Raw genomic sequence first — 14,651 nt, forward strand, 5'->3', positions numbered from 1 at the left:
GTATCAGGCCCGGCCGCATGATGGTCAAGGGCGACCAAAGGTGGCTTCCAGTTCCGCCACCTGCTCTGGTGACAAGCCGCGTGGATTCTTGCCTTGCATCAGCAGGAACAGCTTGGCGGTTTCCTCAAGCTCTTCCGTGGCATAGACCGCCGCCTCAAGCGTCTTACCAGCCACCACCGGGCCATGATTGGCCAGCAACACGGCACAATGCTTGCCGGCCAGGCCATGCACGGCATCGCCCAGCGCTGGGTCACCCGGCATGTAGTAAGGCACCAGCGGCAGCTTGCCGACCCGCATCACGTAATAGGCCGTCAGCGGAGGAATGCACTCGCAGGGATTCACGTCCGGCAGGCAGGACACCGCCACCGAGTGGGTCGAATGCAGGTGCACGATGGCACCGGACTGCGGGCGCTCGTCATACATGGCGCGATGCAGGAAATGCTCCTTGGTCGGGGCATCGCCATCGATCAACACGCCCTGGGCATCCAGCCGTGAGATACGTGCCGGATCCAGACGCCCCAGACAGGCATTGGTCGGTGTCATCAACCAGCCACCATCTTCCAGCCGCTGGCTGATGTTGCCGCTGGAGCCCATGGTCAGGCTACGGTCGAACAGTGACTTGCCGTAGGTGGCGATCTGCTCACGCAACACGTTGATGTCGTGCCGTGACTGACTCATGCGTGCTCCTTGACAGAATGAGGAGTGTCGAGAACCTCAAAGGCTCGGATGAAGAAATCCTCGTCGCCGAAATTTCCTGACTTGAGCGCCAATGACAGGCTGTCACCGGCACGCCACGGATGCGGACTCTGCGTCCAGGGGACGCCTGGTGCCACCTGCATACCGATGCACAATTGCTCGATACCAAGCGCCGATACCACGGCCCCGGAAGTTTCCCCGCCCGCGACCACCAAGCGACCCACTCCCTCGGACACCAGCTGGCAGGCCAATCTCGACAATGCCTGCTCGACAAGTTCTCCGGCCTGCTGAACACCCAGTACCTTCTGTGCTGCCGCGACACGCTCCGGGTCCGCCGAGGCATAGATCAGGAAAGGGCTTGCCGGTTGGCGGGACATCTGCTGACGAGCGAAGGTCAGAGCCTCTTCGAATTGCTCCTCGCTCTGATGCAACGACAGCGGGTCCAGTGCAAAACCGGCGTGATGGGTCAGGAAGTTCTCCACCTGGCGCAAGGTCATGCGTGAACAACTGCCTGACAGCACCATGGCCGCGCCACTCGCGGGCGCCAGACGTGTTGAATCCTTGCCTGCTGATAGCCATTGACGACGCCGGAAGGCAGCAGGCAATGCCTGCCCCAGACCTGAACCACCAGTGACCAACGGTTGATCGGCCAGCGCCTCAGCCAGCACGGCAAGATCATCCTCATCGATGCTGTCACACACCACATGCTTTACCTCGCGCATCGTGAGCGAAGACAACCGCTCCCTTGCCGCACTTTCTCCTCTCTTCAGGGTGGAATGAGGCAACAGCTCTACCCGTGGAGCATGCTCGCCCAGCTGCCGCGTCAGCACTCGAGCGATATCGGCATCAGTCATCGGCGTCAGTGGGTGATGCTGCATCCCGCTGTCATTGAGCAAGCGGTCACCGACGAACAGATGCCCCTGATAGACACTGCGACCATTGGCGGGAAACGCCGGTACATACGGACAGAGCTGCGCCCCGGTCACTTCCATGAGTGCCATGGCTACCGGGCCGATATTGCCGTCAACAGTGGAGTCGAACGTCGAGCAGTACTTGAAGTACAGCTGCCGGATGCCCAGGCACTGCAACCACTCAGCCGCTGCCAGTGACTGGCTCACCGCTTGCTCCGCAGGACATGAACGCGTCTTGAGTGCCACGATCACCGCATCCACACCCTCCAGGTTCGGCATGACGCTCGGCACGCCAATCACTTGCAGAGTGCGCATTCCGGAAAGTGCCAGATTGTTGGCAAGGTCCGTCGCACCGGTGAAATCATCGGCGATACCGCCCAGCAATGGACGATGGACGGGAGGTGAACTGTGCGTTGACGACTGGCGCATGGGGATACCCTCGACGTGTGATGTTGTTTGAATGCTGTCGCAATAGCTGTCACGAGAGATGTCATCGAGGCGGTCATAAGACCAATGGCGAGATCTCGATGTTTGACAGTCAAATCAGCATACGCCTAGATTGTACTTATGAAAACAAAAGAACAATATTGAGATCTTCACCTCAGTCAGGAGCTTTTGATGAGAATCGTGCTGGTACATGCCGTCAACATCGCCATGGCGCCCATCCACTCCGCCTTTGCTCGTCAATGGCCAGAAGCCGAGCTGGTCAATCTGCTTGACGATGCCTTGGGTCGTGATCGAGACAATCAGGACATTCCCCAACAGGCACTGGATGAGCGTATCGCCAGTCTTGGCCGTCATGCCCTGAGCTGTGGAGCGGATGCGGTGCTGTATACCTGCTCCGCTTTCGGCCCCGCCATCGAGCAGGTCGCGAGCCAAAGCCGCATTCCGGTCTACAAGCCCAACGAAGCCATGTTTGAAGCGGCACTGGAGTATGGCGATCGCATCGGCATGATCGGCACTTTTTCTCCCGCCATGCAAAGCATGCATGCCGAATTCGAGGCACTCAGCCGTGCTCGGAATCGTGGCGCCAGCCTCGAGATACGCTGCCTGCCGGAAGCCAACCAGGCACTGCGCGAGGGAGATGAGGTTAAGCACAACCATTTGATCTGTGATGCCCTTCCCAGCCTCGCGCACTGTGACGTCATTCTGCTGGCGCACTTCTCGACCGCGACGGCACTGGACAACGCGCGCCGCGACAGCGCTTGCCCGGTACTGAGCAGCCCGGAAGCTGCCGTCATCGCGCTCCGCCGCGTGCTGACACAGCTCGGCAGTGAATCTTCCGCTCGAGAGAACTCTCTCGAATTTCCCTCCCTCAGCAACACCCACTGAAAAGAGTCAGCCCATGAAATTTCTTGTACTCCCCTGTGATGGTATTGGCCCCGAAATCATCGCGGCCAGCATGTCAGCTCTCGAAGCCGTCAACGAGCAGCACGGACTCGGACTCGAATTCGATTACGAGGACGTCGGCTTCAAGAGCCTGGAATTGCACGGCACCACGCTAAGAGATGAGGTGCTGGAAAAGGCGCGCCACTATGACGGCGTGATTCTGGGCACCCAGTCACATGCCGATTATCCAGCTCCGGAAAAAGGTGGTCGTAATGTCTCGGCGGGTTTCCGCATCGGGCTGGATCTTTATGCCAATGTGCGCCCTGCGCGCACTCGCCCCTTCCTTGAGTCCAATCTCAAGCCTGGCAAGCAGATGGACCTGGTGATCATGCGCGAAGCCACCGAAGGCTTCTATCCGGACCGCAACATGACACGTGGCTGGGCCGAACTGATGCCCTCCCCGGACATGGCGCTTTCCGTGCGCAAGATCACCCGCCATTGCAGCGAGCGCATCGCACGCCGTGCCTTCGAACTGGCCATGACTCGTCGTCGCAAGGTGACGGCCATTCACAAGGCCAACAGCTTCCATATGACGGACGGACTCTTCCTCGATGTGGTCAGGGAAGTAGCCCGCGATTTCCCTGACGTCGCCCTCGATGATCTGCTGGTTGACGCATCGACCGCCCACCTGGTCCGCAACCCAGAGCAGTTCGATGTCGTCGTCGCCACCAACTTCTATGGCGACATCATCAGTGACCTTGCAAGCGAACTCTCGGGCAGCCTGGGGCTGGCAGGTTCCGTCATGGCCAGCGACACCATCTGCTGCGCGCAAGCCCAACATGGCTCCGCTCCTGGCATCCAGGGTCAGGACATCGCCAACCCTACCTCGATGATCCTCTCCATCGCGATGCTGCTGGACTGGATCGGCGATCACCATGCCAAACCTGAGTACACCGCTGCCGCCGCAAGCCTCACTCAGGCGGTTGACCGCTGCCTCGAGAACCCGGAAAGCCGTACGCCAGATCTCGGCGGCACGATGGGCTGTCGCGCCTTCGGTGAAGCTGTGGCACAGCAGCTGACCACCACCGCCTGAGTTCAGTATCGCCATACCCTGAAGCGGGCCCTTGGGCTCGATGATCGCCATCACCATAATTCCAACAAAGGTAGATCCTCATGACTCACGCTACACGCCATGCCAATTCGCGCCTCAAGAACTCTGCCACGACTCTTACAGGTGCTGCATCGAAAGCACTCTCCATCAGCCTGGTCAGCTTGCTATCAGTACCGATGATGGCGCTATCGACCTCCGCCAGCGCCGACGAGTATCCAGAGAAGACGCTCAACTACGTGATCGCCTTCGGCCCCGGCGGCGGCAATGATCTGATGTCACGCACCGTAGTGGAGATACTCAACAAGCACGACCTCTACGGCGACGAGAACATCATCGTCTCCAACCGTGAAGGCGGCAGTGGTGCCGTCGGCTTCAGCTACGTGAAGAACAAGTCCGGCTCGCCGTACTACCTGACGTCCACCAGTGGCAACTTCATTTCCACGCCGCTCGTGTCCAATACCGACTGGAGCTATCAGGACTTCACGCCCGTCGGCCTGCTCGCCAACGATGCCATGATGATGGTGGTACAGGCGGACTCACCGGTGACATCGCTGGATGACTTCGTCAAATTGGCACGCGAAAAACGCATAACCGTCGGCGGTATTGGCGCCGCCGGCCCTGACCGTGTGGTCGCTCGTCTACTCAAGCAGTCGGCGGACGTGGAGTTCGAGTACGTTCCCTCCCAGGATGGCGGCCAGGTCGTGACGTCACTGACCTCCGGCAGTGTCGATGCCATCATCTCCAACCCCTCCGAAGTATCCGGTCAGATCGCTGCGGGCAACTTCCGCGCACTCGCCTATTCCGAACCCCAGCGCAGCAGCGTCTACCCCGATATCCCGACATTCATCGAGCAAGGCTATGACGTGGCTTTCTCATTACCCCGCGGGGTGGTGATGCCGGCTGAAGTACCGAAGGATGTACAGCAGTGGTGGGTCAATACGCTGCAGAAGGTAGTGGAGACCGATGAATGGCAGCAGTACCTGACCACCAACAGCATGTCGGGCAATACCTTGTGGGGTGACGATTTCGGTCGCTACCTGGAAGACACCAACACCAAGTTCGCCGAATCCCTGAAATCCCTGAACTGAATCGGGCTCGGTCATCTCGACTGACAACACTGATGAGTCAAGGGTCACAGGTGGCTCGCGCCTCATCAGACTGCCCCATACTCAACCGTGCCGGGGGCTACCCGCTTCCGGCACTTCCAGGGCACTGCCATGAACATCGCCATGAAAAAAGATTCGCAGCAGGCCACACAAGGCTCTGCCAACACCTCAAGATCGTCCCCTGCGAGGCCCTCGATGATATCGGCCATGAAGTTCTCGATGAAATCAGTCTTCGGTCTCGCGCTGTTCTCACTTTCGGCCTTCTATCTAGGTTACGGACTATGGACGCTCGATATATTCACCAGCTCAGGCCGACCAGGGCCAGGCTTCTTCCCGCTTGTCGTCGGCGGGCTGCTTACCGTGATGACGGCGTATGACCTGCTGAAGGATCTATCGACCGGGGCAAGCCAAGTTTCCACCCCCAGCGTCACCTCAGACGCAGCGGCCGATGAAGAGGCACATGGAAATATCTTCGAGAAGTCGGATGCCAGCGCAACAGCTGCGCCTGCCACCTATACAAGAGATGCCGCCATTCTGTTGGTCTTGATCGCCGGGTTCATCCTGATACTCAAGGCCGTAGGCGCCATTCTTGCCATGATTCTCTTCATGCTGGCGCTCTTGCAGGTCTTCAATCCTGGCAAGCATGTGCAGAACGTGCTGTTCAGCGTGATATTCCCGCTATGTGTCTATGGCCTGTTCGAGTTGTGGTTACGCGCAGGCTTGCCACAAGGGTTGCTGGGCAATTGAGGTTCTTGCATGTGATAGGCAACGAGAGGAGACACGCGGACAGTAGCCAACTGACCATCCCAGCCTTTGATCGTACAAGCCGCCATCACACAAACAACTACGCCCCTTTAGCGTCTTGATAACAACAAGAGACCGGAGCATGCCACAATGATTCATGACCTGTTTGCGAATCTGGGTCTGGGGCTATCAGTAGCCTTCACCATGACCAACCTGTTATTCCTGCTCATCGGTGCCATGGTCGGCATGATCGTGGGCCTGTTCCCGGGGTTCGGCCCTGCTGCAGGTATCGCGATTCTGCTGCCTCTGACCTTCGGGCTGGACCCGACCACCGCCATCATCATGCTGGCAGGTATCTACTATGGCGCCATGTACGGTGGCACCATCACGTCCATTCTGATCAATACCCCCGGCGAGTCTGCCACTGTCGCATCGACACTGGACGGGTACCCGATGGCTCGCAATGGGCGAGCAGGCCCGGCACTGGTCATGCAGGCAGTGGCATCCTTTGTCGGTGGTACCCTCGGTGTACTGTTGATCAGTGCCTTGATTCCGACTCTGGCCAGTTTCGCCTCATCGTTCGGCCCTTCGGAGTACTTCCTGATCATCCTGTTCGGCTTGATCATGCTGACGGCAGTGATGGGTGACAACAAACTCAAGGGAGCCATTTCCGCACTGATCGGCTTCGCCATTGCCATGGTCGGGGTGGATGTCATCAGCGGATCACAGCGCTATACCTTCGGCTCCTCCGAGTTGATCGGCGGCATCTACTTCGTGCCGGTAGCCATCGGCTTGTTCGGTATCGGAGAGCTTCTGTATTGCGTCTACCAGGGGCAGCATCGTCAGGATGTGCAGAAGATGCGCCTGTCCTACAAGAGCGCCGACTTCTGGCCGACCAGAGAGGACTTCAAGAGCTCTCGATTCACCTTCATTCGTGGCTCGCTGATCGGCTTCATTTCCGGGCTGTTGCCGGGCTCCGGCGGCACCCTTGGCTCGATCATGGGCTACTCCGTCGAGAAGAAGATCGCCAAGGATCCCGAGAAATTCGGCAAGGGAGAAATGCGCGGCCTGGTCGCACCGGAATGCGCCAACAATGCCGCCTCGGCAGGCTCGATGGTGCCACTGTTGGCCCTTGGCATCCCCGGTTCAGGTGCCACCGCCGTGCTGCTGGGCGCCTTCATGATGTGGGGGCTGCGTCCGGGGCCACTGATGATCGTCAATGACCCGGAATTCGTCTGGGGGCTTATCGCCAGCATGTATCTGGGCAACATGGTATTGATTGCCCTGTGTATTCTGGCCATCCCGCTGTTCGTGAAGTTCCTCGACATTCCTTATCGTCTGATCGTGCCCATCATCGTGGTGCTGTGCGTCATCGGTACCTATGCGCTGCACTCCAGCATCATTGAAACCTGGATGCTGATCGCAGGCGGGCTATTGGGGCTGGGCATGAAGCTCTACGGCTACTCACCGGCGGCAACCGTTCTGGCACTGGTGCTGGGGTCGATGGCGGAAAACACCTTGCTGCAATCCCTGATTACTTCGGATGGCAGCCTGATGATATTCCTCGAGCGACCGATTTCGCTGGTTCTGACCTGCATGGTGCTGATCGCAGCTCTCGCCCCCATGCTGATTCGTCAGGTACGTCGCTTGTCGTTACGCCATGCCTGAGCCAGCATTGAGGTTGCTCCATTTGCGATGAGACTCTCTTACCACCAGGACGCGTATTCAATGCGGCCAATGCATCTCGCCCCGGGCCACAGTGCCCGGGGCGAGGCCTTTCAGTAGGCACCATATCAATGAGTCTCCCCCGGTAGGTGGCACACTCTCACTTCGATATACTCGACCCAACAGCACGTTCGTCATGAGGTGTCGCGCAAAGCGCTCGTGGACAAGCATTGCTATGCCACGTGTCACGACAGCAACTGACCGCTGTCGGTCTGACCACACTCCTGACCTGACGACACTACACTAGAGAGATTCTCGATGCCGGCTGCCAAATCCAAAGGCGCTTCCTCACGAACATTGGCACTCAAGGCCTGTCATTGCATGCAGCAGTTGGCATTGGCTCAGGAAGAACACCTGCCAGAAAGTCGACTATCCGACATGCTGAAAGTATCACGCACACCCATTCGTAGTGCCCTTGTGTTATTGAGTGAAGAAGGTGTGCTGGAACGCCGTCCCAACCGGGGCTTCTTTCTGAAGGACACGGCAGCCCTACAGCGCTTCATTGTCGAGCATGAAGCGGAAGAATATCGCGAGGCACTGCCGGAGTTGAGCTTCACGCTGGCACTGGATTACCTGAAGGGTGATCTTAATCCCGAACTGCAGGAAACCGAGCTGGCACGCGTTTATGACGTGACGCGAAGTCATGCCCAGCAGGTGTTGCAGGCCATGGAAGCTGAAGGCTGGATAACCCCGCGCCTGGGACATGGCTGGGAGTTCAACACCACCCTGACCTCGCCTCACAGTTATGATCAGTGTTACCGCTATCGCGCCCTGATCGAACCCGCTGCACTGCTGGAGCCTACCTTTCGAGCCGAACCTGGTGAACTCACGCGCCTGATAAGCGACCAGCAGGACCTGCTGGACGGTAAATCCCCACAGCACGCAGGCAGCATGTTCACCAGTGGTACCGACCTGCATGAGTCCCTGGTCGGTTTTGCCCATAACCCCTTCCTGCTGGATGGACTTCAGAAAGCCAATCGTCTTCGACGACTCATCGAATATACCCTGTCCCCCGTTCGCGATACTTCACGTCGTGAGTGTCATGAACACCTGCAATTGCTGGAAATGGTCTCAGCCGGCGAACTGGCGCGTGCCGCGGAGTTCATGGCCTTGCATCTACAACGAGCACGCGAGGAAAAGGTCGAGCTGGTACAGAATATGTTGCAGAAACGGTTCCAGCGTTGAGTCTTGGCGACAGTGCCCTGAAAGCAACCCCTGCCAAGCCCCCGGACTGATACGCAGCCCCTGTACTTTGGACAACTGTCCCTGAACCTTGGACAACAGTCCCAGGACGCTTCCCCCCCTCTTCACTTCACGACTCACTCCATACGTCTCAAAGGCACGAACAGCGGACGTACGACGCTTGTGCTCTCTACCAAGAGAAAACACAAACTCTAAAGAAGTAGCCCGTCGAGAACAGAGATGGCTCGTCGAGAACAGTGATGGCCCGACCAGATCAGCGGGGGGTGGCAGCACACTTCTCCCATGGAAGTCGTATTCGGACGCTGCCCCTTCAGATAACTCTCACCTCATTTCGCGTACCAGAACCGAGTTCAGCACACACTTCAGCTACATTCATCGTCAGTATAGTGGCTTGTGTGAACAGGATACCTGCCCTGTCATACGCCTCTTGCACCCGTGACGTGACAGCACCCTCTCCTCCCTTGATACAAATAGGCAATTTTTAGCGACTAAAGCGCCTATATATCAATCTTCCCGATACCTACAGTGCCTCTACAGCAAACCCGCGCAAGACACGCAAGGCTCGCAGGACACGACCGCACGGACAGCCAGACGCAGCTGTCATGCGCGTCCCTGACGTGATCAGGGCACAACCGCCGAACACCTGATATCAGGATCATGACCATGACTCGCAATACCCCCTTTGGCCCCAAGGGCTGGACCCCGGACAGAATCGGCTCGCTCGTCGGCAAGACCTATGTCATCACCGGCGCCAATAGCGGCGCAGGTTTTCAGGCGACGCGCATTTTGCTGAGCAAGGGGGCGGGCGTCGTGATGTTGAATCGCAACCCGACCAGATCAGAGGCCGCCATCGCGGCGCTGCAAGGGGAGTTTGGCTCCGCGGTGAATGTCAGGCATATCCACATGGATCTGGCGGAGCTGGCCTGCGTGCGCAGCGCGGCCGCGGAAGTGCTGGAGAATGTCCCGCAGATCGATGCTCTCATCTGCAATGGCGCCATCGCTCAGGTTTCCCGACAGCAACTCACCGTCGATGGTTTCGAAAGTCAGCTGGGCGTGAATCATTACGGGCATTTCCTGCTGTGCGGGCTGCTGTTCGAGCGCATCGATGTCTCCCACGGGCGGATCGTCGTGGTCTCCAGTGAAGGCCACAAGATGGGCCTCAAAACCATCCAGTTCGACGACATGAACTGGGAGCACAACTATCACCCGAACAAGGTCTATAGCCACAGCAAGCTGGCACAGATGATGTTCGCCTATGAATTGCAGGACAGGATTGAGGCGGCCGACCGCCAGGTAGAAGTCCTTGTCTGCCATCCAGGCGCGTCCAACACCTCATTGATTCGAGACAACGCCAATCTGGCGACTCGACTCAGCTGGGCATTGATGGTGAAGACAGGGATGGCGCAGACGGCAGAGAAAGGCGCTTACCCGGAAGTCATGTGCGCCACCGAGGAGCCCCTCAAGCAGCGAGCCTACTACGGCCCGACGGGACTCATGAATTTTGGCGGTCCGGTGGGCGAGTGTGAATTGGGGGAATTCGTTCTCGATAAGCGCACCATGACCCGGCTCTGGCAAGTCTCTGAGCAGGCAACGCGGTTTAGCTGGTCAATCTGATCTTTTGCCGACCACCGCCCTCCCCGCCCATCTTCAGGGACGCGTAGTCATAAGCTGTGTACCAATGGGAAGTGACACCCTGGGAGTCGAAACGATGACCGCGGCAATATTCTTGGCAGGAGCCCTCATGTTGCACACGAACCTCTCGCTTGCCGACAGCCTCTACGAGGAAATGCATGCCCCGGAGACGTCCATTCAGGACAGTGAAGGCAATCTCTATCGCACCGTGAAGATCGGCGATCAGACCTGGCTTGCCGACAACCTCAGAACGACTCGTTACCAGGATGGCTCTCTCATCAGGACGGCCTTCATCCCCGAGGATGATCCCGACAATCTGCTGCCATATGGCCGTCTATATGACTGGCACGATGTCAGTGATGAACGCAATCTTTGCCCGGTGGGCTGGAGAGTCGCCTCGGATGAAGACTGGAAGACACTGGAACGCGCCCTTGGCAGTGCGGAGAAGGATATCGAGTCGACGGGATGGCGTGGCGATGACGATATCGCCATCACGCTCAAGGCGGCTCAACCTGACTCCCTGTTGAGGTCCTTTGATCAGGCACGCATCAACCTCACCGGCTTTTCTGCCAGGCCGGCGGGCGTCAAGTGGAAGGGCTGGTATATCACCCAGGGGGCGTACACGGAATTCTGGACCCGCACGGAGGCCACACCGGCGAAAGCGTTTGCCAGAACATTGGCCTACTCCTGGTGGAATACCCACAAGGGCGAGATCCGCCGAGCGACACTGGGCAAGGATGGCATGTTCTCGGTGAGATGCGTAAAGGAGTGATCAGATCGCAGCACCGGGGGTAGGTGGAGGGGCACAGTCGGTAGCGAGATAGGCGCAAGGAGCGCTTGAGCAAGGACTCTGGGCCGCTGAGTCACGCTGATTGAAGACATTCGGGCATCAGCGATTGCAAGCGTGATTCAATGAAAGTCCTTGCTGAAGGGTTCCTGCCGGTTCCGGGCGCAAGATGACATCGTCGTGGTCAAGCGTCTTTCCGCAAATGGCGGGCTTCACGTTATTGTATCGTGCTGATCATTGCAGGCTGGCAGCTAGCGCTCAGAAAGACTCGACCAGGGTGTCACGCACATCCATCCCGGAGGTGATATCGGCTGTCAGGCGCTCTCGCTCAAGGCATGTTCGATGCGGGTAGCAGGGACACTCTTGCCGGCATCATTCACGAAATCCGTCGCGTGATTCTTGTCTTCAATGGCCCACTTGCGAGCATGTCCGCGGCTGCCTTCCTCACTCAAGGCATGCTGCACTCTGCCTGCCGCCACGCTCATGCCGCTTTCCACATAAAATTGCGTGCTACGCTCGGCTGGCTGCGCCTGCCCCATGATACGGCTCTCGCTCAATGCCTCACGGACACGGGTGTCGCTTTCGCCATTGTCGGCAAGCGCCGCATTGCTCGCAGCACACAGGGCAGCTGTCACACACAGTACTTTCATGGCTTTCATGATGTCACTTCTCGTCTTTTTGATGGGTAGGTCAGATCTATCAAACTTGCGATTTTCCAAACGTCAGATTGATGCAACGCCAGATTGATGCAACGCCAGATTGATAGAACGTAGAATTGGTAGAGCGTAAAATTGATGGAATGCGGAATTGATACGTCAGGTTCGTGGCACTAAAAGCCTGTGAGCCAGTTGCGTTGTCAGCCGATAGATTCCCCGAACAGTCTTCACCGGCCAGCCTTGGCCACGCCTTGCCTCACATATTGAACTTCACCAGCGTCACGATACGTGACAGGCCCTGGGCCGCTGCCAATGACTGCGCGGTATTGCCACGCGCATCCTTGATCGAGGGGTCCGCACCGGCCTGCAGCAGCTGCTTGATGATGTCTTCGTTGCCGAACAGGGACGCCATCATCAGTGCCGTCTGGCCACTGTAATTGCGATGATTCACATCACAGTCGGTATTGGCCAGCAGCCACTTGGCTGTCTCGTCAAAGCCGCGAAACGCTACGCCCATGAAGGCATTGCTGCCCTTCTCATCGAGTGCACAGGCATCAGCACCAGCGGTCTTCAGCAGCGCCAGGGTGTCGGTATGCCCGTAATAGGCCGCGAGAATGAACGGCGTATAGCTTCGCGAGTTGGTAACGGAAAGGTCACCGCCCTGCTGAACATATTCCTGGATCGCGGTATTGTCGCCGTCGCGTGCGGCATCAAAGATATCAATGTCGCCGGCCGCGACAGCCTGACCCGCCATGACCATCAGCAGCAGACTGGCCAACACCGCCAGCCATCTTCTGCCCAGGCCGTGTTGCGGCCCGCGGCGGTCTGTGGCTCGCATCGCATGGTGCATCTTGCGCTCCTCTTTGATAATGCTCTGATGTTGCTCTCGTGTTGCGGCCGGCAGAGGAGCGCAAGCTCCCCTGCCGGGTGAAACAGGCCCGGGACTTCCGGGCAGCGGTTGATCGCGATCGCATCACGCTTATCTTCCTGAGCTCTGCTTCCTGAGCTCTGCTTTCTGAGCTCTGCTTTCTGAGCTCTGCTTTCTGGGCTCAGCTTCCTGAGCTCTACCGTCAGCCCGCTGCCTCAGATGCCTCAGTCCTCGATCAGCTCTTCCACGTCGTCCATGTCGACGTCTGCCACCTTGGCCAGACGCTCACCATATTCGTGGTCGGCCTGGTAGAAGTGGCTGACCATGATCTCGCGGATCTCCTCGTTCTTGACCTTGCTCAGGTCAGTCCCCAGCGCCTGGATCAGAGCGTCCTGATCCTGCTCGGAGAAGGAGCGATACAGCTCACCGGCCTGAGCGAAGTTCTGCTGCTTGCCGATCGGCTGCTGCTGGGTGGTGCCATTCAGGGTGTAGCGCTTGTACTCGTACTGGCTGTCATCCACCAGCGAGTCGGCGTTGCGGCTCGGCTGATAGTTGATGGAGCCGGAACGCGGCTTGGAGTAACCCGCGCCGTCCTGGTGGTTGTTGTGCACCTCATTCTTGGGCGCATTCACCGGCAGCTGCATGAAGTTGGCCCCCAGGCGATAACGCTGGGCATCGGCGTAGGCGAACAGACGCCCCTGCAGCATGCGGTCTTCGGACGGCTCGACGCCCGGCACCAGGTTGGCCGGCGACATGGCCGCCTGCTCGGTTTCCTGGAAGAAGTTGTCCGGCGTACGATTCAGCGTCAGCTCACCGACCTTGCGCGCCGGGATCAGGTCTTCCGGCCACATCTTGGTGGTATCGAGCGGATTGAAATCGAAGCTGTTCAGCTTGCTCGGGTCGAGGGTCTGGATGTAGAGATCCCAGACAGGATCATCGCCGGCATCCAGATGGGTGTAGAGATCATCGGTCAGGTGGTTGAAGTCCGTGGACTGCACCTTGGCCGCCTCTTCCGGGGTCATGCCGTGGTTGCCCTGACGCGACTTCCAGGTGAACTTCACGTACTTCCAGTCGCCTTCGGCGTTGACGAACTTGAAGGCATGCACACCGGAACCATCCATCTCACGCAGGCTGGTCGGAATCCCCAGCGGCGAGTAGAGATAGGTCAGCATGTTGGTGCTTTCCGGGATGTGACTGAAGAAATCGAAGTAGCGATTCGGGTCCTGCAGGTTGGTACGCGGGTCCGGCTTCAGCGCATGGATCATGTCCGGGAACTTCATCGCATCGCGGATGAAGAACACCGGGAAGTTGATGCCCACGATGTCCCAGTTGCCCTGCTCGGTGTAGAACTTGACGGCGAAGCCACGCGGGTCGCGCAGGGTCTCGGGCGAGCCCTTGCTGTTGATCACGCTGGAGAAGCGCACGAAGACCGGCGTCACCTGGCCCTCGTCCTGGAAAGGTGCCGCGACGGTCAGGTCGGTCAGGTCCGCGGTGGCACGGAACTCACCGTAGGCACCGGTACCGCGAGCGTGGACGACACGCTCCGGTATGCGCTCGCGCTCGAAGTGCGCCAGCTTCTCCAGCAGGTGGTGGTCCTGCAGGAGTGTCGGCCCGTTCGGGCCGGCGGTCAGGGAGTTCTGGTTGTTGCCGACCGGCGCACCATTGGAGCGAGTCATCACTTCCTGCTGCGCCAGACTGCTTGCAGAAAGCCCCAACGCCATCACGGCTGTCAGGGTCTTCATGGGAAAACGTACGCTCAGCATCTCGGAAATTCCTCGTCAAATCAGGGAGTAACGAGGCGAGGAGTATTCGCGAGAAGTTCCCATAGCAAAAATAAATAATAGCTAACCCTGAAATAGCGAAAAACTAACATGATGCAGAAT

At 58.4% G+C, this 14,651-nt stretch carries 13 protein-coding genes; 8 read left to right on the plus strand and 5 right to left on the minus strand.

Annotation, left to right across the window (positions count from 1 at the left end; genetic code table 11):
• Positions 1-24: 24 nt before the first annotated feature.
• Complete coding sequence (otnC, locus tag AC5WNI_RS10165) at positions 25-678, minus strand: 3-oxo-tetronate 4-phosphate decarboxylase (protein WP_495928382.1); 654 nt, start codon at positions 676-678, stop codon at positions 25-27.
• On the minus strand, positions 675-2,036 hold the full coding sequence (gene otnK, locus AC5WNI_RS10170) for a 3-oxo-tetronate kinase (protein WP_495928383.1): 1,362 nt from the start codon (positions 2,034-2,036) through the stop codon (positions 675-677). The genes otnC and otnK overlap by 4 nt, the downstream gene beginning before the upstream one ends.
• Positions 2,037-2,225: 189 nt before the next feature.
• On the opposite strand from otnK, the gene AC5WNI_RS10175 reads away from it, so the two are divergent.
• From AC5WNI_RS10175 to AC5WNI_RS10210, 8 genes are all read left to right on the plus strand, one after another.
• On the plus strand, positions 2,226-2,939 hold the full coding sequence (locus tag AC5WNI_RS10175; protein ID WP_324689827.1) for an aspartate/glutamate racemase family protein: 714 nt from the start codon (positions 2,226-2,228) through the stop codon (positions 2,937-2,939).
• 13 nt (positions 2,940-2,952) lie between these two features.
• Positions 2,953-4,029, plus strand: coding sequence for an isocitrate/isopropylmalate dehydrogenase family protein (locus tag AC5WNI_RS10180; RefSeq protein WP_495928384.1), 1,077 nt, complete (start codon positions 2,953-2,955; stop codon positions 4,027-4,029).
• Positions 4,030-4,109: 80 nt separating this feature from the next.
• On the plus strand, positions 4,110-5,135 hold the full coding sequence (locus tag AC5WNI_RS10185) for a Bug family tripartite tricarboxylate transporter substrate binding protein (RefSeq protein ID WP_495928385.1): 1,026 nt from the start codon (positions 4,110-4,112) through the stop codon (positions 5,133-5,135).
• A 129-nt stretch (positions 5,136-5,264) separates the two neighbouring features.
• Positions 5,265-5,900 carry a tripartite tricarboxylate transporter TctB family protein gene (locus tag AC5WNI_RS10190; RefSeq protein WP_191237267.1) on the plus strand — a complete coding sequence of 212 codons (636 nt, stop codon included), beginning with the start codon at positions 5,265-5,267 and terminating at the stop codon, positions 5,898-5,900.
• A gap of 201 nt (positions 5,901-6,101) precedes the next feature.
• A complete protein-coding gene (locus AC5WNI_RS10195; RefSeq protein ID WP_217622050.1) occupies positions 6,102-7,565 on the plus strand; it encodes a tripartite tricarboxylate transporter permease in 1,464 nt (487 codons plus the stop codon).
• A gap of 315 nt (positions 7,566-7,880) precedes the next feature.
• Complete coding sequence (locus tag AC5WNI_RS10200; protein ID WP_495928386.1) at positions 7,881-8,807, plus strand: GntR family transcriptional regulator; 927 nt, start codon at positions 7,881-7,883, stop codon at positions 8,805-8,807.
• A 681-nt stretch (positions 8,808-9,488) separates the two neighbouring features.
• Complete coding sequence (locus tag AC5WNI_RS10205) at positions 9,489-10,439, plus strand: SDR family oxidoreductase (protein WP_495928387.1); 951 nt, start codon at positions 9,489-9,491, stop codon at positions 10,437-10,439.
• A gap of 127 nt (positions 10,440-10,566) precedes the next feature.
• Positions 10,567-11,229 carry a fibrobacter succinogenes major paralogous domain-containing protein gene (locus tag AC5WNI_RS10210; protein WP_495928388.1) on the plus strand — a complete coding sequence of 221 codons (663 nt, stop codon included), beginning with the start codon at positions 10,567-10,569 and terminating at the stop codon, positions 11,227-11,229.
• A gap of 329 nt (positions 11,230-11,558) precedes the next feature.
• Here the strand turns inward: AC5WNI_RS10210 and AC5WNI_RS10215 are convergent, their stop codons facing one another.
• The 3 genes from AC5WNI_RS10215 to AC5WNI_RS10225 form a co-directional block, all read right to left on the minus strand.
• Positions 11,559-11,903, minus strand: coding sequence for a hypothetical protein (locus AC5WNI_RS10215; protein WP_191237272.1), 345 nt, complete (start codon positions 11,901-11,903; stop codon positions 11,559-11,561).
• 253 nt (positions 11,904-12,156) lie between these two features.
• Entirely contained in the window at positions 12,157-12,750 is a 594-nt protein-coding gene (locus AC5WNI_RS10220; RefSeq protein WP_495928389.1) for an ankyrin repeat domain-containing protein, read from the minus strand.
• A gap of 242 nt (positions 12,751-12,992) precedes the next feature.
• On the minus strand, positions 12,993-14,531 hold the full coding sequence (locus AC5WNI_RS10225; RefSeq protein WP_495928390.1) for a catalase: 1,539 nt from the start codon (positions 14,529-14,531) through the stop codon (positions 12,993-12,995).
• Positions 14,532-14,651 lie beyond the last annotated feature (120 nt).

Source organism: Cobetia sp. PDI-12MA, assembly GCF_059507695.1.